This window comes from Streptomyces sp. NPDC058457 (assembly GCF_042720695.1).
Lineage (GTDB): Bacteria > Actinomycetota > Actinomycetes > Streptomycetales > Streptomycetaceae > Streptomyces.
The window spans coordinates 38,907-60,827 of the sequence record NZ_JBHXLU010000076.1; the positions used below are offsets into that span (position 1 = coordinate 38,907).

The following is a 21,921-nucleotide window of genomic DNA, read 5'->3' on the forward strand; positions in this document are numbered from 1 at the left end:
CGTGGATTTCAGCCTGAGCGCTCGTCAGAAGGATCGGAATGCGCGGATGAAAGCTGCCGCGCACGGACTTCCGGCAGTTTCTTCCACCGCCGGAATCCACCGGGATCGCTGGAAGAAACTGGTCTGGAGGAAACTGGCCGGCCTCGGACTGCTCGGCGCGGCCGTCCCCGAGGAGTACGGCGGCGCCGGCCTCGGTGCTCTGGACACGGCCCTTCTGTACGAGGCCGCGAGCGAGGGCGGCGCGGACACCGGACTGCTCTTCGCCGCCGCGGCCCATCTCTTCGCCTGTGTCCGGCCGGTGCTGGAATTCGCGCTCCCGGAGACCCGGAAGGCGCTGCTGCCCGCCCTGTGCGCGGGAGAACTGGTCGCGGGGAACGCCATGACGGAACCGGAATCGGGATCGGATGTCACCCGATTGACGACCCGGGCGACCAAGGTGGACGGCGGATATCTCCTCGACGGGGTCAAGAGCTTCGTCAGCAACGGCCCGGTGGCCGATCTCTACGTCACCTATGCGACCACGGATCCGGAAGGCGGCTATTTCGGTTCCACCGCCTTCGCCGTCGACCGCGACTCCCCCGGTCTGGACGCCGGAGCGCCGCTGGAGAAGTCCGGGCTGACGGCCTGCCAGGCCGGCGAGGTGGTGTTCACCCGGTGCTTCGTGCCGGACGACCGGGTGCTGGGCAGTCCCGGTCAGGGGCAGCCGGTGTTCGGGACGTCGATGCAGTGGGAACGGTCCTGCCTGTTCGCGATCTACCTGGGCCAGCAGGAGCGGCTCGTCCGACGATGCGTGCAACACGTGCAAGAACGGCGGCAGTTCGGGAAGCGGCTCGCCGACCTCCAGCCGGTCGCGGACCGGATGGCGGACATGAAGGTGCGGCTGGAGAGCGGACGGCTCCTGCTCTACCGGGCCTGTGCCGAGATCGACGACGGCCAGGACCCCTCCCTGTGGGTCGCCATGGCGAAGCTGGCCGTGTCCGAGGCCGCGGTCGCCACCGCGCTGGACGCCGCCCGGATCTTCGGGGGCCGTGCCTTCCTGGCGGAGTACGGGATCGAGGAGCAGGTGCGCGACGCCCTTCCCGCCACGACCTTCTCCGGTACGTCCGAGATCCAGCGTCAGCTGATCGCGCGGGGGATGGGACTGTGAGCCTCTACAGCCTGGTGGTCGACGCCGCCGCCCGGACGCCGGACGCGCTCGCGGTCCACGACCTCGTCACCGGCCTCAGCTACGGCGCGCTCGACGCACGCGCGGACACCTACCTCGCGGCGCTGCGCGGACGCGGGGTCCGGCCGGGCGACCGCGTCCTGGTGTGGACGGACAAGACCGCCGAGGCGGTGGCCGTCGCCCAGGCGGTGTTACGGTGCGGCGCGATCCATGTACCCGTCCCGCGCGGCAATCCCCGGGAGCGGGTCGTCCGGATCGCCGCCGACGCCCGCCCGGCGCTCATCGTCACGGACCACGCCGATCACGTCCCCGGCACCGACTGCGTACCCTGCCCGGATCTCCTCCGGGAAGCGGATCTCCTCCGGGAGATGACGTACGGCCAGGCCACCGCGCATCATCCGGTCCGCCTGTCCGACCCGGCGTACATCCTCTACACCTCCGGGTCGACGGGGACGCCGAAGGGTGTCTGCCTGAGCCACGGGAACGCGCTCGCGTTCGTCGACTGGGCCTGCCGGGAGCTGGATCTCAGGGCGGCAGACCGGCTGGCGAACCACGCCGCGTTCGGCTTCGACCTGTCGGTCCTCGACCTCTACGGCGCCTTCCGGGCCGGCGCGTCGGTGCACCTCGTCGGCGAGACCCTCGCCCACGCCGCGGGACCACTGGTCGACTTCCTGCTGGAGCACCGGATCACGGTCTGGTATTCGGTGCCGTCCGCACTGGTGCTCATGGCCGAGTACGGCGAACTACTGGAGCGCGGACCGGGGGCGCTGCGCGTGTGCGTCTTCGCCGGCGAACCCTTTCCGCCGAAGCGGCTGAAGGACCTGCGCGGCGCGTGGCCCGGCGTCCGGCTGCTCAACTGGTACGGCCCGACGGAGACCAACGTGTGCACCTCGTACGAGGTGACGGCCGCCGACCTCGCGCGCACCACGCCCGTCCCGATCGGATCGCCCGTCGCCGGCGACGAGGTCTGGCTGGACGACGACGGCGAGATCCTGGTCAGCGGCCCGACCGTCATGCTCGGCTACTGGGGCGGGGAACCGCAGACCGGCCCGTACCGCACCGGTGATCTCGGCCGGTACGACACCGAAGGCCTGCTGGAGTACCGGGGCCGGGCCGACGACCTGGCCAAGGTCCGCGGCTACCGGATCGAACCGGCCGAGGTGGCCGGCGTGCTCGTCGCGCACGAGGCGGTGCGCGACGCGGTGGTGCTCGTCGCGGGCACCGGTCTGGACGCTCGATTACACGCCTTCGTGGTCCCCGAGCCCGGCCGGACACCCGAACTCGCGGAGCTGCGACGGCACTGCGCGGTCTTCCTGCCGTCGTACATGACCATCGATGCCCTACACGTGGTCGACGGCTTTCCCCGCACCCCGAACGGGAAGGTCGACCGCGCCGCGCTCGGCGGCCTGGTGACGCGGGGAGTCCGCGCATGACCGGGATGACCGGCGGCACGGCCTGGGACGCCTTCTGGTCGGCGCTCCCGGCCGAGCCCGGAGCGGCCCTGTGGGACTCGTCGCCCCGGCTGACCGCGGAGCGGCATCTGCCGCTGTTCCGTGACCATGCCGACCCCTCGCTGCCGCTGGTCGACATCGGGTGCGGCAGCGGCCGCCAGACGCAGTGGCTGGCGCGGCACTTCCGGCGGGTCGTCGGAGTCGACATCGCCGAGGCCGCGGTGGAGCTGGCCGCCGCGTCGCACCCGGCGCCCAACGTCGCCTACCGCCGCGCCGACCTGCTCGACCGGGACACCGCGGCGGCGCTGCACGCGGAACTCGGCGACGTCAACGTCTACATGCGCGGGGTACTGCACCAGCTCGCCCCGGCCGACCGCGGAAGGTTGCTGGCGACGATCAGGCGCCTGCTCGGCGGGTCCGGGGTCCTGTTCGCCCAGGAGCTGACCGAGCGCACCGGCTGGTACGTCGCCGAGTTGCTCGCCGGAGGTGCGCACCTGCCGAAGACGGCCGGTCTCGCGGCCCACTTCGACTTCGGCGCCCGGGTCGCCCCCGCGCACGACGGGCGGCTGCGGCTGCTGTTCGAAGGAGACGGATTCGACGTCGTCGCCGACGGCGACCTGCCCCTGCACACCACGGAGCGCACGTCCGACGGACGGCCGCTGGAACTGCCGACGAGGTACCTCGTGGCGCGCGCACCGGCACGGCTCTCACCCCCGGAGGAAACATGACGGACCTTGATCGCGCGGCGCTGCTCGACCAGTTGCTCCGCTATGTGCGCGAGGAGCTCGAAGCGGGCGTGCCCTCCGACCTGATCACCCCCGACAGCCCGCTGCTGGAGATGGGGGTGCTGGACTCGGTCCGCACCGCACGCCTGCTGGCACACATCCGGACCGCGTACGACGTCCGGGTGCCGCCCGTGCACATGACCGGTGCGCACTTCCGCACGCCAGGGACGATCACCGACCTGATCCTGCTGCTCCGCTCGCAGGCCGCCTCCCTCTGACTGGCTGACTGGAGAACAGATGATTCACGACTACGACATCGGCGTCATCGGCGGCGGCCCGGCCGGTTCCACCGCCGCGTCCTACCTGGCCAGGGCCGGTCTGTCGGTCGCGGTCTTCGAAAGCGAGTTCTTCCCGCGGGAGCACGTGGGCGAGTCGCTGGTGCCTGCCACCACGCCGGTGCTGCTGGAGATCGGCGCCATGGAGAAGATCGAGGCGGCGGGTTTTCCCCGTAAGTACGGCGCCGCGTGGACGTCGGCCAACGCGGACGGGGTGGACCCGCTCGGCTTCCAGGTCCACGACCACGGTCTGGGGGCGGCCGACGTGCTGTTCAACGAACGCGACCAGTTGGGCGTCGACCGCGACTACACCTTCCATGTCGACCGCGGCCGGTTCGACCACATCCTGCTCAAGCACGCGGAGAGCCTGGGGGCGAAGGTGTTCTCCGGGGTACGGGTGCGCGGCGTGGACTTCGCCGACCCCGCCCGCCCCGTGCTGCGGGTCGGACTCGGCGGGACGACCGCGGAGGTGGCGGTGCGGATGGTCGTCGACGCCAGCGGGCGCGGCACGCTGATGGGGCGGCAGCTCAAGGTCAAGGTGCCCGACCCGGTGTTCAACCAGTACGCCGTGCACAGCTGGTTCGAGGGACTCGACCGGGAGGCCCTGGCGAACGACGAGAACCAGGCCGAGTACATCTTCATCCACTTCCTGCCGCTCAGCGACACCTGGGTGTGGCAGATCCCGATCACCGACACGATCACGTCGGTCGGGGTGGTCACCCAGAAGGCGCGGTTCAGGGAGGGCAAGGACGATCTGGAGGGCTTCTTCTGGGACTCGGTGGCCAGCAGGCCCCTGCTGCACGACGCGCTGAAGAACACCGTGCGGGTCCGCCCGTTCAAGGCCGAGGGCGACTACAGCTACGGCATGACCAAGGTGTGCGGCGACGGCATGGTCATGATCGGCGACGCGGCCCGGTTCGTCGACCCCATCTTCTCCAGCGGTGTCAGCGTGGCCATGAACAGCGCCCGGCTGGCCTGCGCCGACATCATCGCCGCGGCGGAGGCCGGCGACTTCGGCGCCGCCCGGTTCGAGAACTACGTGACGAAGCTGCGGCGCGGCGTGTCCAGCTGGTACGAGTTCATCTCCATCTACTACCGCCTGAACATCCTGTTCACCGCCTTCGTCCAGGACCCCCGCTACCGGATCGACGTCCTGAAGCTGCTCCAGGGCGACGTCTACGACGAGCAGGAACCGGCCGCGCTGACGGCGATGCGCGAGTTCATCGCCGCCGTCGAGGCGGACCCCGGCCACCTCTGGCACCCGCTGCTGGGCAAGATGAAGGTGTCCCTCAGCTCCCGGGCGCTGTTCTGACCCCGCCGTGGGCGGTGCTGTTCGACATGGACGGCACCCTCGTCGACACCGAACCGCTCCTGCACGACGCCCTGCTGGCGGTGCTCGGCGCGGCGGGCGTGCCGGCCGCCGAGATCCGGCCCGAGGAACTGCGCGGGCGCGGCGTCGCCGAGAACCTGACCCGGCTCAGCGGCCTCGCGCGGCCCCCGATGAACACGCAGGAGCTGTACGCGCGCGTCAGCGGCCGCCTGCTCGACCGGCTGCGCCTCGGCATCGTTCCGCTGCCCGGAGCGGTCGGCCTGCTCCGGTCGCTGCGGCGGGCGCGGGTTCCGTGCGCGCTGGTCTCGTCCTCGTACCGGGCGCTGGTGGACGCCGTCCTGCCCTCGCTCGGCCGGGCGGAGTTCGCCGTGACCCTGGCGGGCGACGAGGTACGGCGCCCGAAACCGGATCCCGAGTCGTACCGCACCGCCGCGGCCCGGCTCGGCATGGCGCCAGGGCGCTGCGTGGTCGTCGAGGACTCGTCCGCCGGACTCCGTTCGGGGCATGCCGCGGGGTGTGTGACGGTCGCGGTCGCGCCGACACCGGAACCGGTGGCCCTCAGCGTACGGGGCCTGTCCGAGCTGACCGTCGAACGGCTGGTACGCCTGGTGGACACCGCCGTTCCCTTCCGACCCGCCACAGAAAGTGACGCATCGACATGAACGAGCCCCGGCCTCCGCACGTCGAACAGGGCAGGACGCCCATGAGTCCCGGCCAGGGACCGGCATGAAGCCGCCGAACGTGTTCCTCAGCGGCCTCGGTTGCTGGCTGCCGACCGCCTACGCCGCGTCCGAGGCGGTCGCCGCGGGCCTGTACGACGCCACGGTCTTCGCCGAGAGCGGTCTGCGCAGTGTGCTGATCGCCGGGTCGGAGTCGCCGCCCGAGATGGCCGTGCGGGCCGCGCGGACGGCACTGGACCGCTCCCCCGGCGGCGCCGCCGCGATCGGCACGGTGCTGCACGGCTCGACGTTCTACCAGGGGCCCGAGATGTGGTCGCCGTCGGCGTACATCATGCGGGAGCTCGGCATCTCGGGAGCCGGCAGCAGCGAGATCCGCAACGGGTGCAACAGCATGCTCACCGGTGTCGAGCTGGCCGCCGGCCTGCTGTCGTACCAGTCGGCCGAGCGGCCGGACATCCTGCTGACCACGGCGGACAACTTCAACTCGCCGTTGTTCAACCGGTGGGACAGCGGTCCGATGGGCGTGATCGCGGCCGACGCGGCCAGCTCCGTCGTGGTAAGCCCGACGGCGGGCTTCGCGCGCGTCGACGCGGTCGTCTCCCGGGTCTATCCGGAGTTCGAGGCGATGGCACGCGGCGACGAGCCGCTGTTCCCGCCCACCGGATCCGCGGGCCGGCGGATCGACACCGTCGAACGCGCCCAGCAGTTCAACGAGCGGGTGCGGGAGATCGGCGGGGTGAGCGTCGCCGACGGCATAGCGAAGGCCTGCTCCGAGACGGCGCTCGCGGCCGTGGACGAGGCCGGCATCGAAGCCGGTGACCTGCGCTGGGTCCTCGTGCCCAACGGCGACGAGGCGACCACCCGGAACTGCATGATGGACCCGCTGGGCCTGGACGTCTCCCGCTCGCAGTGGGAGTTCGGCCGCGGGATCGGACACGCCTCGTCCAGCGACCAGTTCATCGCCCTCGACCATCTGCTGCGCACCGGACGGATCGACGCGGGCGACCACGTCCTGCTCTTCGGCGGCGCTCCCGGCTGGTCGGCCGTGGCCGTGATCCTCACCATCACCGAACCGCCGTCCTGGATCTAGGGGTTGACGATGCCGACAGGACGACGCCAACCGGACCGATGCCGACAGGACCGATGCCGACAGGAGGAAGTCGCATGACGGCGCAGCAGCAGGACCCGGCCGCCGGGCAGCCGATCGCCATCGTGGGCATGGCCTGCGAGTTCCCCGGCGCGGACGGCGTCCCGGCGTTCTGGAGCATGCAGCTCGACGGGGTGGACGCCACCGCGGACGTCCCGGCCGACCGGTTCCCCGTCGACGTGTTCCACGACCCCCGGCCGCGGACACCCGGCCGGATCGTCAGCCGCCGCGGCGGCTTCCTGCCCGGCATCCGGGGCTTCGACGCCCACTACTTCGGGGTGTCAGGCCGCGAGGCGAGCCACATGGACCCGCAGCAGCGGCTGCTCCTGCAGACCGCCGCGGCGGCCGTGCAGGACGCCGGCCTGACACCGCAGCAGCTCGCGGGCAGCCGGACCGCGGTCGTCGTCGGGCAGCGCACCGCCGAGTACTGGGACCTGCTGCGCGCCGCCGGGGCGCTGGACATCTACGCCAACACCGGTACGTCGCGCAGCGTCCTGTCCGGCCGGCTGTCGTTCTTCTTCGATCTGCGCGGCCCGAGCACCTCCGTGGACACCGCCTGCTCGTCGTCGCTGGTGGCCGTGCACCAGGCGTGCGCGGCGCTGCGCGCCGGGGAGGCGACCCTCGCCCTGGCCGCGGGGGTCAACCTGGTGCTGACGCCGGAGGAGAGCATCTCCTTCTCCCAGGCGGACATGCTGTCCGCGGACGGCCGGTGCAAGTTCGGCGCGGCCGACGCCGACGGCTTCGTCCGCAGTGACGGCGTCGGCGTCGTCGTCCTCAAGCCGCTGGCGCAGGCCGAGGCGGACGGCGACCGCATCCACGCCGTCATCCACGGCTCGGCGGTCGAGAACGAGGGCCGCAGCAGCGGATACCTGATGACCCCGTCCCAGACCGCCCAGATCGACACCATGCGGCACGCCTGCGCGCGCGGCGGCATCTACCCGCGCGCCGTCGGCTTCGTGGAGGCGCACGGCACCGGCACGCCCACCGGCGACCCGATCGAACTGCGCGGCCTGGACGCGGTGTACGGCACCGGCGCGGGCCGGTCGGCGGCGGACCCCCTGCTGGTCGGCTCCGTGAAGACGAACATCGGCCACACCGAGGCGGCCGCCGGTATCGCGGCGGTCATCAAGGCGGCGCTGTGCGTCGCACACGGCATCGTGCCGCCGAGTCTGCACAGCGCCCGGCTGACCGACGCGGTGGACTGGGACCGCATGGCGCTGGAGATACCGCAGAGCGCCCGCGACTGGGGCCGGGACGGCACCCCCCGGTACGCCGCCGTCAGCTCGTTCGGCATCTCCGGCACCAACGCCCACGTCGTGCTCGGCGAGCACCGCCCCGCGCCCGTGCCGCCGCCCGCCGAGCCGCGGCCGTACCTGCTCGCCCTGTCCGCGCAGACGCCCGCCGCGCTGCGCGAACTGGCCGACGCCTACGCCGACTTCCTCGGGCCCGACGGGGAGGGGCGCCGGCACGAGCTGCGCGACGTGAGTTTCAGCGCGCTGACCCGCAGCACCCATCACCGGCACCGCATGACCGTGCTCGCCCAGGAACACGACCAGGTCGTCCGGCAGCTGCGCAAGGGCCGGCCGATCGTCGCCGCCAGGTCAGGCGCGCGCTGGAAGACCGTCTTCGTGTTCCCCGGACAGGGTTCCCAGTGGGCCGGAATGGGGCGCCGGCTCCTGCGTACCTCCACGGTCTTCCGGGAGACGATCGAAGAGTGCGACCGGTACGTCCGCGCCGAGCGCGGGTGGTCGGTGGTCGAACGGCTGACCGGCGACGACGAGCCGGACTGGCCGATCGACGTGGTGCAACCACTGCTCTGGGCGATGGAGGTCGCACTGGCCGCGCTCTGGCGGTCGTGGGGAGTCGAGCCCGACGTCGTGATCGGGCACAGCATGGGCGAGGTCGCGGCCGCCTGCGCCGCCGGCGCCCTCACCCTGGCCGACGGCGCGGCGGTGATCTGCCGTCGCAGCGCCCTGCTCAGGGAGATCGCCGGCGCCGGGGCGATGGCCGCGGTCGATCTGCCCGCCGACGAGGTGCGGCGGGAACTCGCCGACGTGCCGGACGTCGACGTGGCGGTGAGCAACGGCCCGCGGCGCACCATCATCTCGGGCCGTACCCCGGCGGTGGAGAAGGTCCTGGCCGAACTGGCCGAGCGGGACGTCCTGGCCAGGATCGTGAAGGTGGACGTCGCCTCGCACAGCAGCCAGGTCGACCCCCTGCTGGACGCGCTGCGCAGCGCCCTGGAGCCGGTCCGGCCCCGCAAGGGTCACGTGCCGCTGCGCTCGACGGTGACCGGGGACCTGCTGACCGGCGAGGAGTTGGACGCCGACTACTGGGTGCGCAACCTCCGCGACGAGGTCCGCTTCCACGCGGCCGTCGACGCCGAGACCGCGGGCCCCGAGGCGGCGGCCGTCGTCGAGATCAGCCCGCACCCCGTGCTCAGCGCGGCGGTGAGGGAGTGCCTGCCCGAGGAGCGCACCGACGACCAGGTGGTGCCGTCGCTGCTGCGCGACACCGACGACCTCACCGCACTGCTGACCTCCGTCGGACAGCTGCATCAGGCCGGATATCCGGTGCGGCACCGCGCCCTGTTCGACGGGCCGGCCGCCTATGTGGGGCTGCCCGCGTATCCCTGGCAGCGCGCCGAGTTCTGGCTGGAACCGGCTGCCGGGACGGCCGCCACGGCTACGGCCACGGTCACGGCCACGCCGGACCTCCCGGGCGGGCACCCGCTGCTCGGCACGCACACCGTCCTCGACGACGGCGCGCACCGATGGGAGGGCCCCATCGACCTGGAGCGCAACGCCTACCTCCTGGACCACCAGGTGCAGGGCCTGGTCATCCTGCCCGGCACCGCGTATCTGGAGCTGGCGGTGGCCGCCGCCACCGGGACCGTCGGCGCCGGTGCCGTCGTCGAGGACGTCCGCTACGACAAGGCGCTCTTCTTCACCGCCGAGGCCCCGCCGCTGCTCCGGGTGACGCTGCGGCCGGCCGGGCGGCGGTGGACCTTCGACGTCGACACTTCCGACGGCACCGACTGGACCCGGCACGCACACGGCCGGGTCGAACGGACGCCCTCCGACGCACCCGCCGCCGGTGTCCCCGAGGGCACGCCCCAGCAGATCGCCGCGCGCGTCCCCGATCACCTCACCGGCGCCGAGTTCTACCGCCGGTTCGCGGCCCGCGGCAACGACTGGCGCGGCGTCTTCCAGGGCATCGGGCAGGTGTGGCGCGGCGACGCCGAGGCGCTGGCCGAGGTCGTCGTCCCGGCCGGTCTCGCCGAGTACGAGCGGCACCACGTCCATCCGGCGGTCCTCGACGCCTGCGGACAGGTGCTCGCGGCCACCCTGCCCGACACCGCGGTCCCCGGCGAGGAGCACGCCTTCATCCTGGGCTCCATCGACGCGTTCCGCCGGTACGGGCCGCTGACCGGGACCCTGTACAGCCACGTGGTGCAACGTGACCTGACGGCCGAGTCGTTCAGCGGCGACATCGCCGTCCGCGACGAACGGGGCACTCTGCTGGCCGAGTTCCGCGGCCTCCGGATCCGCTGGCTGCTGCGCCGGGAACTGCCCGGCCCGCCGACCGACTGGCTCTACCGGCCGCGGTGGACGCCGGCCGCCGCACCCACGCCCGTACCGAGGTCCGCCGCCGGCGCCTGGCTGGTGTTCGAGGACGAGGAGCTCGGGCCGCGGCTGGCACCGGCGAACGGCGCGCGGATCTCCGTACTGCCCGGGGAGAGGTACGAGCGCACCGGCGACGGGACGTATCGCATCGACCCGTCCCGCCTCGACGACTACGCCCGCCTCCTCTACGAGGTCGGCCGCGACCGTCCCGAGGGGGTCGCCGCGGTGGTGCACCTGTGGAGCATGCGGGCGCCGCGGCCGGTGGGGGCGGTGCCGCTCGGGCTCGGCAGCGCGCTGCTGCTGGACCGGGCGCTGTCCACCGCGCGGTGGGCCGGACCGCTCCCGCGGCTGGTGCTCGTCACCCGTGGCGCCGAGACGGTCACGGACCCGGACGGGGCACCGGACCCGGAGCAGTCCGCCGTGTGGGGCTTCGGACGCACGGCGGCGAGCGAGCTGTCCGACGTCCCGCACACGCTCGTCGACCTTGACGCGGATGCCGGTGCGGCGCAGGCGGAAGCGCTGGCCCGGGAGATCATGGCCGCCGACGCGGCCGAGGACCAGATCGCGCTGCGGGCGGGTGCCCGTTACGTCCTGCGGCTGCGCCGCGCAGCAGCGGCGCCCGAGGCCGACGACGTCACCGAGATCGTGCCGACCGCCGACCGCCGCGGCGGCCCGGTGCGCGCGACGGTCGAGGTGCGGCCCCCGGCCGCCGGCGAGGTGCAGATCGCCGCGGCCTACGGCGGGGTCGGCTTCCGTGACGTGCTCCAGGCCGCCGGGGCGCACCCGGACCGGGACGACGACGGCCGGCTGGGCTGGGAGACCGCCGGCGTGGTGACGGCCACCGGCGCCGGCGTACGGGGGCTGGACGTGGGCGACCGGGTGGTCGCCGTCGTCCGTCCCGGACTGGCCACGCGGGTCCTCGCGGACCGCCGGCTGACGCACCGCGTCCCCGACGGTCTCGGTCTCGCGGAGGCCGCCACCGTGCCGATCTCCTATCTGACCGCCTGGTACGGCCTGTTGGAGCTGGCCGCGCTGCGCGAAGGCGAAAGGGTCCTCGTCCACTCGGCCACCGGTGGTGTGGGACTCGCCGCGATCCAGGTGGCCCGGTGGCGGGGCGCCGAGATCTACGCCACCGCCGGCAGCGAGAAGCGGCGGGCCCTCCTGCGGGCGATGGGCGTCGCCCATGTCGCCGACTCCCGGGCCGACTTCGCCGGTCCGCTGCTGGACGCGACCCGGGGAGAGGGGATGGACGTCATCCTCAACTCGCTGACGGGGACGGCCGTCGACCAGAACCTCGGCATGCTCGCCCCGTACGGGCGCTATGTGGAACTGGCCGGGCGGGACCTGGCGGACAGCCGCCCGACCGGTCTTGGCGGCCTGCTTCCCAACGGATCCTTCCGGGTCCTCGACATCGCCGCCCTCTGCCGCGAGCACCCCGGGCGGGCCGGCGCGCTGCTCGGCCGCGTGCTGCGCCTGATCGCGGCCGGCGAACTCGCGCCGCTGCCCGCCGAGGTCTACCCGCTGGACGCCGTCGGCTCGGCGTTCGACGACATGATCGAGGCCCGGCACGTCGGAAAGGTGCTCATCGACCTGCGTACCGCCCCGGTGGAGGCGCCGACGCCCGCGCCCACCCGGATGCGGCCGGACGCCACGTACCTCGTGACCGGCGGTACCGGCGGCATCGGCTCCGGTCTGGCCCGCTGGCTCGTCGCGCGCGGCGCCCGGCATCTGCTGCTCACCGGCCGCTCCGTACCGGACCCGGCGTCGCCGTCCGGAGGTGCCATCGCGGCCCTGCTGGCGGAGTTGCGCGGCCTGGACGTCGAGGTGCAGTACGCCCCGGTGGACGCGGCGGACGAGCGGTCGATGCGGCGGCTGGTGGAGAACCGCCGTGCCGCCGGCCGTCCGGCGGTCCGGGGCGTCTTCCACACCGCCGGTGTCTTCATGTACCAGCCGATCGGCGACACCACGCTGCGGGATCTGGAAGCCGTGCTGCGGCCGAAGCTGGAGGGCGGCCGGGTCCTCGACCGCGTCTTCGAGGACGACGATCTCGACCACTTCGTGCTGTTCTCCTCCGGGAACGCCCTGCTGGCGTCACCCCAGGTCGCGGCCGGCGCCGCCGCCAATGCGGGCCTCGACGCGATCGCCCGTGGCCGGCGCAGCCGGGGCCGCAGAGCGCTCGCGGTGAACTGGGGCTTCTGGACCGACCGGGGCATGGCCGCGAGGGCGGGCACCGAACTCGGCCGGAACCTGATCCCGCGGGGCATGACGGGCTTCACCTCCGCGGCGGGCTTCGCGGTGCTGGACCACCTCCTGGCCACGGGTGCCGGGGACACTGTGGTCATGCCGGTGGACTGGGCGCAGTGGCGGGCCGCGTACCCGGTCGCGGCCGCCTCCCCGTTCCTGCGGGACGTCGTGGACGACGTGCCGCGTGTCGCACGGCCGGAGTCGCTCACGTCCCCCGTCCGGCGCCCGGAAATCCCGGCGCCGCGCCCGCAGGCGTCACCCGCGTACGAGCCCGCGCGGGGTGCAGGGGCCGCGTACGGTAACCAGGCAGCGCAGCAGGAGGAGGCGGCACCCGCCGAGGACCGGGCAGGGCTGTTCCTGGCCGAGGTCGCCGCCATCCTGCGCGTCGACTCCGCGCACCTCGACCCGGACCGGGACCTGACCAGCCAGGGACTCGACTCGCTGATGGCGGCCCAGCTCCGGCAGGAGGTGCACCGCTCGCACGGGGTGCTGCTGCCGATCGGCAAGATCCTCAGCCGGGCGACGCTCAGTGAGCTGACGGAGCAGCTCAACACCGGGGAACGACCGGAAGGCGAGTGATCGGGGACCGGGCGGCGGAGGACGTGAGGAGATCACCGGTGAGATCTCAGTGCCCCCTATGATCCAACTCATGTCCGAGGGTGTCGTGTTGTGGGACTTCGACGGAACGCCGGCGTTCCGGGAGGCCATACGGAAACGTACGCATGTCGCCCTCACCGATCCGCGGGCAGGAGTTCGTCTTCGAGGCAGCGGTCAAGGAAGTCCAGTGCCTGCCCGGCCCGGGACTCCACGGCGCGGGCATTGTGCGCGAGGCCGTAATGCTGGAGAGCATTGCGGTCCGATCCCAGGCTCTTGAGGACGTCCTGATCGTCGGCACTGAGCGTGACCTGGGCGATCTCCCTGAGCCGGATCACGGTGTCACTGATGGTGCAGCTCGTGAAGTTCCCCGAGGGCAGACCACTGTGAGTCCGGGCGTGGACCTTCCGACGCCGGTCGGAGTGGCCGACCATCACTGCGCTTGACTTCTCCGTTGGGAACCCGGAGAAGTCCGGAAGCCCGCCGGTTAGCGGTCAGTGCTCAACGGTGGTCGGCCCTTTTCCCGAGGGATGGTTGGCCACCGCGGTCTCGGCTCCGGTGCCGAGACCGTGCGAGGAGTGCGGCCTGAGCCCGGGTTCAGAGGCTGGCGAGCAGTTGCAGGCGCTCGGCGCTGGGTGAGCCCTGGTCGGCGTGGTAGACGACGAGTAGTTGCCGTGCCTCTGGCCGGAGCAGCTTCTCGTAGCGCAGTTCCAGCTGCCCGACCAAGGGGTGGTTGAACCGGGTGTAGCCGGCGGCGCGGCGGCGCACCTCCCGTTTGGCCCACAGTGTGCGGAAGCGTTCGCTGGCGACAGTCAGCTCGCCGATGGTCTCCAGGAGCTCGGGGTCGGCGTCGTCGATGCCGAGGGTCGCGCGAAGTCCGGAGACGGCTTTGGCGGTCACGTCGTCCCACTGGGGATAGAGGCTGCGCATCTCGGGCTCAAGGAACACGGCTCGCAGGGGGTTGCTCCCCACGGCGAAGAACGGACACAGGGCCACAGCCAGGCGGTTGGCGGCGACGACGCGGCCGGCTGTCCCCTGTGCGTAGGCGGGCATGAGGGGCCAGCCGTCGAGCAGGGGCTGGAGGTCGGCTTGGCCCGTCTGGGGGCGGGGACGGCGTCGCCGTGCCGGGGGCGTGGGGTGGGCGAGGCGGTGCAGGTAGGCGACGGCATCGTCGTCGAGTTGCAGCGCCGCGGCCAGGCTTTCGAGGATCTGGTCGGAGGGGTGCTGGTTGCGGCCCTGCTCCAGGCGCAGGTAGTACTCGGGGCTGATGCCGGCCAGATGGGCGACCTCCTCGCGGCGCAGCCCCGGGACGCGACGGCGTTCGCCGGCGGGCAGGCCGGCCTGCTGGGGGCCGAGCTGTTCCCGCCGGGCCCGTAGGAAGTCGCCGAGGGTGTCCGCCATGTCGTGCATCCTTCGACGTTAGTCGGCGAGCAGGCCGAGCCGCACCAGACTGCGTGCGCTCGCGACGACATTCTCCTCGTTCGAGCGCGGTGCCCAGCCCAGCTGCTCACGGGCCTTGGCGTTGCCGGCCCGGCGGACCACGCCCAGCTGCGGCACGGTCTCGCGCAGCTGCGGGCTGAACGTGGACAGCAACCGCAGCAGCCAGGCGGGGGCCGACCGGGTGGGGGCCTTCGCGGCCGCTTCGCCCAGCTGGGAGCGGAGGGCGAGAGCGATCTGCTCGAAGGAGATCGGCTCGCCTGCCAGGGCCAGATACCGCTGCCCGGCGGCGGCCGGCGAGGTCATCGCCTTGATGTGCAGGTCGGCGACATCCCGGACGTCGACCGTATTGGTCCAGATCGGCGGCGCGGCGCGCATGGCACCGGTGAGCATCGCGTGGATGATGCGGATCGAGCTGGAGTAGTCGGGACCGAGCACGGGACCGAAGATCCCGACCGGATTGATCGTGGTGAGTTCCAGGCCGTTGCCCTCGGCGGCGCTGAAATCCCACGCCGCGCGCTCGGCGACGGTCTTCGACTTGATGTACGGGGCCACACCGGGCCCGTCAAGGTTCGTCCAGTCGGCTTCCGTGAAGACCCGGTCCGCCGGACCGTGGCCGTAGCCGACCGCAGCGAACGAGGACGTCAGGACCACCCGCCTGACATCGGCGTCCCGCGCGGCCCGCAGCACCCGCAGCGCACCGTCGCGCGCCGGAATGATCAGTTCGTTCTCGTCCTTCGGACGGGAGCCGGGGAACGGCGAGGCGATGTGCAGAACATAGTCGGCCCCCGCTGTGGCGTGGTCCCAGCCGACGTCGGAGGTCAGGTCCGCCTCGACGTAGGAGACCCCCTCCCACCCCGGTGCCTCGGCCATGGAGAGCATCTTCTCGACGTCGGGTTGCCGCTTCAGCGAGCGCAGTGTGGTCGTGACCGTGTGCCCCGATGCCAAGAGCCGCGCGATGGTGTGGGAGCCCAGGAAGCCGGTCCCACCAGTAACGAGTACGTGTGCCATGACGCCAGCATCACCGCGCACCATCGCTCGGCTCCAGATCCTGCCGATACTGGTACCCGCATGGACAGGCATGGCCGCCCCGCGTCGTCAGCGCCGTCCCGACCCGCTTTCCGACCTGTGCCTTCGCCTCGCCTTGGTCGCGCCAACTGCCACCAGTTGGTCGAGATTTTCGTCACCCAGGGTGGCCTGGCAAGTCCGAGGGCGATCGGATCACGGCGGGCCGCCGGGCTGGAACGTCGGGGACGGCTTGTCGGATCCCCACCAGAGGTATTCGGATCCCCACCAGAGGTATGCAGTCACCGCCTGTCCGAGCAGCCAGAGGTACGCCCCCGTGCTCACGCAGATCCCGGCAGGGGCGATCCACCACGCCCATGGGGACCAGACCAGCGACAGAGCATGCGGGGGCGCCGACGCCAGGCGGGGCCCCGGTCAGCGGGAGACCGTGGGTGGGGCACGGGGGCAGTGGTTCGGTGCCTCGCCGCCAGCGGACGAGGTCACCGTTCGGGCACGCACAGCGCCGGAAGGCGTGAGTGTCTGATCCAGGAGAAACCGCGTGCGTCGTTGCCGCGACTGGCGGGACGTCACACGCGTCCTGACGCCATCGCGCTGACGATCGCCGCGGTCGGAATCTTGGGCATCGCATGTGGGGTACAGGCTTACGGGCGACCGGCTGGCGCTGCGCCAAGCGATGGAACTGCTGCGGCGCGGCGCCGCCCGCGGCGGTGGCCGGTACCGCGCCGCACTTCTGGGGACGTAGAGCCAGGCTCTGACCGAGGAGTTCCGGCTGGCGGCGGATCTCGCACTGCCGGCCGAAGGACTCGACGCGGCCCGGGCGTCGGTGGCGATGACCCCGCCGGGCACCGCTACCGGGCCCCCGCTACCGAACCCCCGCCACCTGCGGCATTCCAGGGGGCCGGCTCTCCATACGCATGTCGCGCGAGCAGTCTGGTCTTGGCGTGGATGCTCTGGGTGGGGTCGTTGCTGCGAGAGCGCCGCGATTCGCGCAGCGGTGGGGTCGAAGTGAGCCGAGTCGGGCTCGTCGTCACGGCCGTGTCGGCCACGCTGCTCGGCACCACCTGAAATCGCGCTCGGCGACGTGCGAGCCGGGCTTACGGCGCGAGAGGGCGGCGTTGTGGTTACAGCCAGTCCGAGTCACCGTGAGTGAGGTGCCATAACCGTACGCGATCAGATGGTGTTTCAATCCGGCTCGGCCGCCGCTGGAGCGCCGGGGCTCGTCAGAGCTTCCCGCCGATCTCGCAGGCCCGGCACGGCGGTCGCCCGCAGATGCACTGCATGATGGCGTCGAGGACCTCGCGGTCGTGGTACAGGCACTCGTCCTTGCAGGTGTGGCGCGGAATGAATCCTGCCGGGATCTCGCCGGGCCACGGCTCGTGGCCGTCCCGGCAGCGGATGAACCGCTCGGGGTCGGCGGAGTGCAGTTCGTGCATGCTCGACCGTGCCTCGTCCTCCAGCTCACGCACTCGCTCCACCAGAGCCTTGAGCTCGGCGGCGATGCCGGAGTACCGGTCGGCACCGGTCCTTACGTGTGCGGCCCGCAGCGCCATCGCTGCGTTGCCCAGAAACCTGCCGGCGTCCTGAAGGTCGGTCACGTGGTGCATCTGAATGCCGGTCACGCCCCGGACCCACACTGCGTCCGTGCTCACTGATCCGCCTTCCCGGCGTTCGCCTGGTTTTCTTATGAGAGATTAGCGCGGCGCCGGTATCTCTACATAATGAAAAACAATCTATTTATGGACGCTAAGGGTTTCGCTCGTGCTCGTCCAGTAAATCGTGGGTGAATCGGCTCACAGCCGGGGTGATGGATCTTCTATTCAATCTGCGGCGGATTTCGTGCCCGTCGGGCGTCTCTCACCGCCCGTGTCGGTCATCCGGCGACCGTGTAGGAACTCGCTCCCGTCCCGGCGAGCCCACCGCCTTCGACTATCAGGTACTCCGGGCGGATGGGGCGACCGTCGAGCCAGCACTCCAGGATCTCCCGCGTACCGGCGGCGTAGCGTGCCTGCGCCGAGAGGGTCGACCCGGACACGTGCGGCGTCATCGCCTCGTAGGGCATGGTGCGCCAGGGGTGGTCGGGCGGTGGCGGCTGCGGGTACCAGACGTCGCCGGCGTAACCGGCAAGTTGGCCGCTGTTGAGGGCCCGCACGACGGCGTCCCGGTTGACGATGAGCGCCCGTGCGGTGTTGACGATGTACGAACCGCGCTTCATGGCCCCGATCAGCTCGTCGCCGAAGAGGTTCTGCGTCTGCGGATGCAGTGGAGTGTGGATCGAGAGCACGTCGACGGAGGAGGCCAGCGAACGGGCGTCGGGATGCCGGGTCAGCTCCAGTTCCTCCTCGGCTTCCTTGAGCAACGGGTGCACGTCGCAGTAGTGCAGCGTGACGTCGAACGGCTTGAGGCGGCGCAGTACCGCCTGACCGATGCGGCCGGCGCCGAGGACGCCGACGTCCATGCCTTCGAGGTCGTAGGCGCGCGAGACACTGTCGGCGATGTTCCAGCCCTTCTCGGTGGTCACCCACTCGTGAGCCGGCATGTAGTTGTGCACCAGGGTGAGAATCTGCATCACGGCATGCTCCGACACACTGATGCTGTTGCTGAACGTCACCTCGGCCACGGTCATGCCGTGGGCGATGGCGCTCGGCAGGTCGACGTGGTCCGACCCGATCCCCGCGGTGATCGCGAGTCTGAGCCGGGGAGCTGCGGCGATGCGTTCGGGGGTCAGATAGGCGGGCCAGAACGGCTGTGAGACGACCACGTCGGCGTCGGGAAGCTCACGGTCCAGGGTGGAGTCCGCCCCTTCCTTGTCGCTGGTGACGACGAGGGTGTGCCCCCGGTCTTCCAGGAACCGGCGCAGTCCCAGTTCTCCTGAGACGCAGCCGAGGAGGTGCCCCGGGGTGAAATCGACGGCCTGCGGGGTCGGCGCGGTCTGACCGCCCGGATAGCGGCTGATGGTGGGGATCTCGTCGCGGGCGTAGTCGGGGGGATAACCGCCCACGGGGTCCGGATAGAGCACCGCAAGGATTTTTGCCATGGCGTCCTCCATCGGTGGGGCCACTGCTCTTCTGAGCGGGTAGAGAACCGGCAAACCGGTCGAACACCGATGATCTTGAATTTTAGTCGGGTGTGCGTCGGCACGGCAATCCCCGGAGATACCGAGGGGGTTTTCCGGTGGATAGGGATGCGGCTATTTCGATGAGGCCTGTGACGGAAGTTCGGGAGCCGTTCCATGCACATCTGCACGGAGGCGTCCTGGCGGCGGTCACGCTCGCCGGCCTGCTGGGCGGGACGGCCCGTTACGCACTGGTGCCGACCTTCCCGCCCCGGAGGCGGCGTTCCTGTGGACGACGTTCGCCGTCAACGCGTCCGGGGCGTTCGTGCTGGGACTGCCGATTGGTCCACCTGTGTGAGAACGGGCAGGTCGGCAAAATCCCTGCTGTACGCCGTTTCGAGTACTGCGGTGGGTCTTGCGGCAGCAACTGCGGCGCTCGCCATCGGGTCGTCATGAGAAGGTCCACGCCAGATCGTCCGATACTTGACACCGGGATTTACGAGACGTCTCCTTGGAGGTAGGCATGCGCTGTGGCGTGCGCTGGTCGCATACGCACTGCACGTACCTGGGTTGAGCGGCGTCCACCGGCATCCGGAGGCTGCTGATGACAACCTATGAATATCTATGCAGCCGATGTGGACCTTTCGACGTGAAGCTGGCGATCGGGACGGCACCCAACGCATACGGCTGCCCTGTTTGCGCGGGCGCTGCGAGACGTGTGTATTCCTCGCCCGGCCTCACACTGACCCCGAAAGCGGTCGCCGCCCTCCATGTCAGGGAGGAGCAGGCGCGTGAGGCCCCGGCAGTGGTCTCCCAATTGCCGCCACGCAGAAGGGTGCACCCGCACCCCGCACTCTCGCGGCTGCCGCGTCGCTGAAGGCGGTGGTGGACGAGGCAGAACGTCTCACGCGGGTGTCGATGCAGGAACACGACATCGTTCCCGCAGCGGTGTGCGGAATGCGGAATCACGCAACGCGGGCCGAGAGCCGAGCCGTATCCCCGGCAGCTCATAGACGGCTCTGGCGTCACGCGATCCCGCTCCCCACGCGGACTTAGGAGGTGTGTCCCCGTGGGAAACGTGGGACTGCTGTTCGTCGGTGCGGTGCTCTTCATGAACGGATTGCTGCTGCTCGGGAAGGTCGATGCCCGAGCAGGGGCGGTGTTCAACCTTTTCATCGGCGCACTGCAGGTATTGACGCCGACTTATCTCATCTTCACCGCCAACGACGACCCCATGAAGATCCTGGCGGCATCGGGCATCTACCTCTTCGGCTTCACCTACCTCTATGTAGGCGTCAGCCTGCTCGCCGATCTCGACAGCACCGGCGTCGGCTACTACTCGCTGTTCGTGGCAGTTGTCGCCCTGGGATATTCGTACGCCAATTTCCGGCTCCTGAAGGATTACCCATTCGGGGTCATCTGGCTCTACTGGGCCTATCTGTGGTTCCTGTTCTTCCTGCTGCTCGGCCTCAAGAAGGACGATCTCAAGATCTATACCGGTTGGGTCACGGCGATCGAAGGCTGGGTCACCGGTGTGATTCCAGCCGGACTGCTGCTCTCCGGCTACTGGAAACACCCCACCGAAATCGCCATCGCACTGGCGGTCTTCGGCGTCGTGGTGTTCGCGGGACTGTGGCCACGCACCCACAGAACGCCCCGGCCGACCTCGGCCGCCCCACGGGCCGGAGGCGTGGCGCCAACGTGACCGGACCAGAAACGAGGAGTTCTCATGCCTGAAATTCTCTTCAGCGTGGACCAGAGCAAGTCGATGCGTGACCAGACCGTGCCCGGCCACAACAGGTGGCATCCGGACGTCCCCACCGTCGCCATGGTGAAGCCGGGAGCGGAGTTCCGCATGGAGTGCCGCGACTGGACCGACTGCCAGGTCGGCAACAACGACACCGCCAACGACGTACGCGACATCGATCTGACCATTCCTCACATGCTCAGCGGCCCGATAGGTGTGGAGGGCGCCGAACCCGGCGACCTGCTCGTCGTCGACATCCTCGACCTCGGCCCCGTGCCGCAGCAGACCGGGGACGCGGCAGGACAGGGCTGGGGCTACACCGGCATCTTCGCCAAGGCCAACGGCGGAGGCTTCCTGACCGACTACTTCCCGGACGCCTACAAGGCGATATGGGACTTCCACGGACAGCAGGCCGTCTCCCGTCACCTTCCCGGGATCCGCTTCACCGGAATCACCCACCCCGGGCTGTTCGGAACCGCCCCGTCCGCCGAGATGCTCGCCCGCTGGAACGCCCGCGAGCAGGCGCTGATCGACACCGACCCGAACCGGGTCCCACCGCTCGCCGTACCCCCGGACACCACCAACGCACTCGCGGGCACGGCCACCGGCGACCTCGCCAAGCACATCGCCGCGGAAGGCGCCCGTACGGTGCCGGCCCGCGAGAACGGAGGCAACCAGGACATCAAGAACTTCACGCGCGGTTCGCGGGTCTTCTACCCCGTACACGTCAAGGACGCCAAGCTCTCGGGAGGGGACCTGCACTTCAGCCAGGGCGACGGAGAGATCACCTTCTGCGGCGCCATCGAGATGGGCGGTTTCATCGACTTCCACGTCGACCTGATCAAGGGCGGCATGGAGACATACGGCATTTCCACCAACCCGGTGTTCATTCCGGGCAACGTCGAGCCGAGGTACACGGAGTTCCTCACCTTCATCGGGGTCTCCGTCGACCACGACACGGACACGAACTACTACCTCGACGCGACGCTGGCCTACCGCCGGGCCTGCCTCAATGCCGTCGAGTACTTCAAGAGGTTCGGCTACAGCGGAGAGCAGGCCTACCTGCTGCTCGGCTCCTCCCCCATAGAGGGACGTATCAGCGGCATCGTCGACATACCCAACGCCTGCTGCTCGTTGTACGTACCCACCGCAATGTTCGACTTCGAGGTCCGTCCCAGCGCCGCCGGACCGATGAAGGCCGACCGAGGCCAGTGCGCACTGGCCACCGCCTGACCGGCCCCCGGCTGCGGGCTCGCGGTCCCGGCTGCGACTCGGTCCTGCACATCAGTGCCGTTCGCCGGATCCGAGTCGGCGGACCGGCCTCAACTGCGCGGCCAGGCCTCTGTCTGCGCAGTTGAGGCC

Annotated in this window: 16 protein-coding genes; 11 read left to right on the forward strand and 5 right to left on the reverse strand. The window is 70.8% G+C overall.

Features of this window, described 5'->3' with window-relative positions:
- Positions 1-46: 46 nt before the first annotated feature.
- From ACFWPS_RS40255 to ACFWPS_RS40290, 8 genes are all read left to right on the forward strand, one after another.
- Complete coding sequence (locus ACFWPS_RS40255) at positions 47-1,147, forward strand: acyl-CoA dehydrogenase family protein (RefSeq protein WP_383715159.1); 1,101 nt, start codon at positions 47-49, stop codon at positions 1,145-1,147.
- Positions 1,144-2,598: an AMP-binding protein gene (locus ACFWPS_RS40260; protein WP_383715162.1), complete on the forward strand. Its 1,455-nt coding sequence runs from the start codon at positions 1,144-1,146 to the stop codon at positions 2,596-2,598. The genes ACFWPS_RS40255 and ACFWPS_RS40260 overlap by 4 nt, the downstream gene beginning before the upstream one ends.
- Positions 2,595-3,344, forward strand: a complete 750-nt coding sequence (locus ACFWPS_RS40265) for a class I SAM-dependent methyltransferase (RefSeq protein ID WP_383715164.1) — start codon at positions 2,595-2,597, stop codon at positions 3,342-3,344. Before ACFWPS_RS40260 ends, ACFWPS_RS40265 begins: the two co-directional genes overlap by 4 nt.
- Positions 3,341-3,619, forward strand: coding sequence for an acyl carrier protein (locus tag ACFWPS_RS40270; RefSeq protein WP_383715167.1), 279 nt, complete (start codon positions 3,341-3,343; stop codon positions 3,617-3,619). The genes ACFWPS_RS40265 and ACFWPS_RS40270 overlap by 4 nt, the downstream gene beginning before the upstream one ends.
- Positions 3,620-3,638: 19 nt before the next feature.
- The gene (locus ACFWPS_RS40275) at positions 3,639-4,988 is read left to right on the forward strand and encodes an NAD(P)/FAD-dependent oxidoreductase (protein WP_383715170.1); all 1,350 of its coding nucleotides are present in this window, start codon (positions 3,639-3,641) and stop codon (positions 4,986-4,988) included.
- Between the two features lie 14 nt (positions 4,989-5,002).
- Positions 5,003-5,668: an HAD family hydrolase gene (locus ACFWPS_RS40280; RefSeq protein ID WP_383715172.1), complete on the forward strand. Its 666-nt coding sequence runs from the start codon at positions 5,003-5,005 to the stop codon at positions 5,666-5,668.
- Positions 5,669-5,732: 64 nt separating this feature from the next.
- Positions 5,733-6,776, forward strand: a complete 1,044-nt coding sequence (locus tag ACFWPS_RS40285) for a ketoacyl-ACP synthase III family protein (protein ID WP_383715175.1) — start codon at positions 5,733-5,735, stop codon at positions 6,774-6,776.
- A gap of 74 nt (positions 6,777-6,850) precedes the next feature.
- Positions 6,851-13,282, forward strand: coding sequence for an SDR family NAD(P)-dependent oxidoreductase (locus ACFWPS_RS40290; protein ID WP_383715178.1), 6,432 nt, complete (start codon positions 6,851-6,853; stop codon positions 13,280-13,282).
- 152 nt (positions 13,283-13,434) lie between these two features.
- Here ACFWPS_RS40290 and ACFWPS_RS40295 read toward each other — a convergent pair whose 3' ends face one another.
- From ACFWPS_RS40295 to ACFWPS_RS40315, 5 genes are all read right to left on the reverse strand, one after another.
- Positions 13,435-13,635 carry a hypothetical protein gene (locus ACFWPS_RS40295; RefSeq protein WP_383715181.1) on the reverse strand — a complete coding sequence of 67 codons (201 nt, stop codon included), beginning with the start codon at positions 13,633-13,635 and terminating at the stop codon, positions 13,435-13,437.
- Positions 13,636-13,894: 259 nt separating this feature from the next.
- Positions 13,895-14,698, reverse strand: coding sequence for a helix-turn-helix transcriptional regulator (locus tag ACFWPS_RS40300; RefSeq protein WP_383715184.1), 804 nt, complete (start codon positions 14,696-14,698; stop codon positions 13,895-13,897).
- Between the two features lie 18 nt (positions 14,699-14,716).
- Positions 14,717-15,745, reverse strand: coding sequence for an SDR family oxidoreductase (locus ACFWPS_RS40305; RefSeq protein WP_383715187.1), 1,029 nt, complete (start codon positions 15,743-15,745; stop codon positions 14,717-14,719).
- A 1,235-nt stretch (positions 15,746-16,980) separates the two neighbouring features.
- The gene (locus tag ACFWPS_RS40310) at positions 16,981-17,364 is read right to left on the reverse strand and encodes a hypothetical protein (protein ID WP_383715204.1); all 384 of its coding nucleotides are present in this window, start codon (positions 17,362-17,364) and stop codon (positions 16,981-16,983) included.
- Between the two features lie 266 nt (positions 17,365-17,630).
- A complete protein-coding gene (locus ACFWPS_RS40315; RefSeq protein WP_383715190.1) occupies positions 17,631-18,794 on the reverse strand; it encodes an NAD-dependent formate dehydrogenase in 1,164 nt (387 codons plus the stop codon).
- Between the two features lie 622 nt (positions 18,795-19,416).
- Here ACFWPS_RS40315 and ACFWPS_RS40320 point away from each other — a divergent pair.
- The 3 genes from ACFWPS_RS40320 (at position 19,417) to fmdA (ending at position 21,792) form a co-directional block, all read left to right on the forward strand.
- Positions 19,417-19,689 carry an FmdB family zinc ribbon protein gene (locus ACFWPS_RS40320; RefSeq protein WP_383715192.1) on the forward strand — a complete coding sequence of 91 codons (273 nt, stop codon included), beginning with the start codon at positions 19,417-19,419 and terminating at the stop codon, positions 19,687-19,689.
- Positions 19,690-19,881: 192 nt separating this feature from the next.
- Complete coding sequence (locus ACFWPS_RS40325; protein WP_383715194.1) at positions 19,882-20,517, forward strand: AmiS/UreI family transporter; 636 nt, start codon at positions 19,882-19,884, stop codon at positions 20,515-20,517.
- Between the two features lie 24 nt (positions 20,518-20,541).
- On the forward strand, positions 20,542-21,792 hold the full coding sequence (gene fmdA / locus ACFWPS_RS40330) for a formamidase (RefSeq protein WP_383715196.1): 1,251 nt from the start codon (positions 20,542-20,544) through the stop codon (positions 21,790-21,792).
- Positions 21,793-21,921 lie beyond the last annotated feature (129 nt).

Bases quoted from the DNA above. Each gene is read 5' to 3' on its own strand.
- fmdA (WP_383715196.1), top strand. From the start codon at position 20,542: ATGCCTGAAATTCTCTTCAGCGTGGACCAGAGCAAGTCGATGCGTGAC.
- ACFWPS_RS40320 (WP_383715192.1), top strand. From the start codon at position 19,417: ATGACAACCTATGAATATCTATGCAGCCGATGTGGACCTTTCGACGTG.
- ACFWPS_RS40285 (WP_383715175.1), top strand. From the start codon at position 5,733: ATGAAGCCGCCGAACGTGTTCCTCAGCGGCCTCGGTTGCTGGCTGCCG.
- ACFWPS_RS40300 (WP_383715184.1), bottom strand. From the start codon at position 14,698: ATGGCGGACACCCTCGGCGACTTCCTACGGGCCCGGCGGGAACAGCTC.
- ACFWPS_RS40305 (WP_383715187.1), bottom strand. From the start codon at position 15,745: ATGGCACACGTACTCGTTACTGGTGGGACCGGCTTCCTGGGCTCCCAC.
- ACFWPS_RS40270 (WP_383715167.1), top strand. From the start codon at position 3,341: ATGACGGACCTTGATCGCGCGGCGCTGCTCGACCAGTTGCTCCGCTAT.
- ACFWPS_RS40255 (WP_383715159.1), top strand. From the start codon at position 47: ATGAAAGCTGCCGCGCACGGACTTCCGGCAGTTTCTTCCACCGCCGGA.
- ACFWPS_RS40310 (WP_383715204.1), bottom strand. From the start codon at position 17,364: ATGCACCACGTGACCGACCTTCAGGACGCCGGCAGGTTTCTGGGCAAC.
- ACFWPS_RS40265 (WP_383715164.1), top strand. From the start codon at position 2,595: ATGACCGGGATGACCGGCGGCACGGCCTGGGACGCCTTCTGGTCGGCG.
- ACFWPS_RS40315 (WP_383715190.1), bottom strand. From the start codon at position 18,794: ATGGCAAAAATCCTTGCGGTGCTCTATCCGGACCCCGTGGGCGGTTAT.
- ACFWPS_RS40275 (WP_383715170.1), top strand. From the start codon at position 3,639: ATGATTCACGACTACGACATCGGCGTCATCGGCGGCGGCCCGGCCGGT.
- ACFWPS_RS40290 (WP_383715178.1), top strand. From the start codon at position 6,851: ATGACGGCGCAGCAGCAGGACCCGGCCGCCGGGCAGCCGATCGCCATC.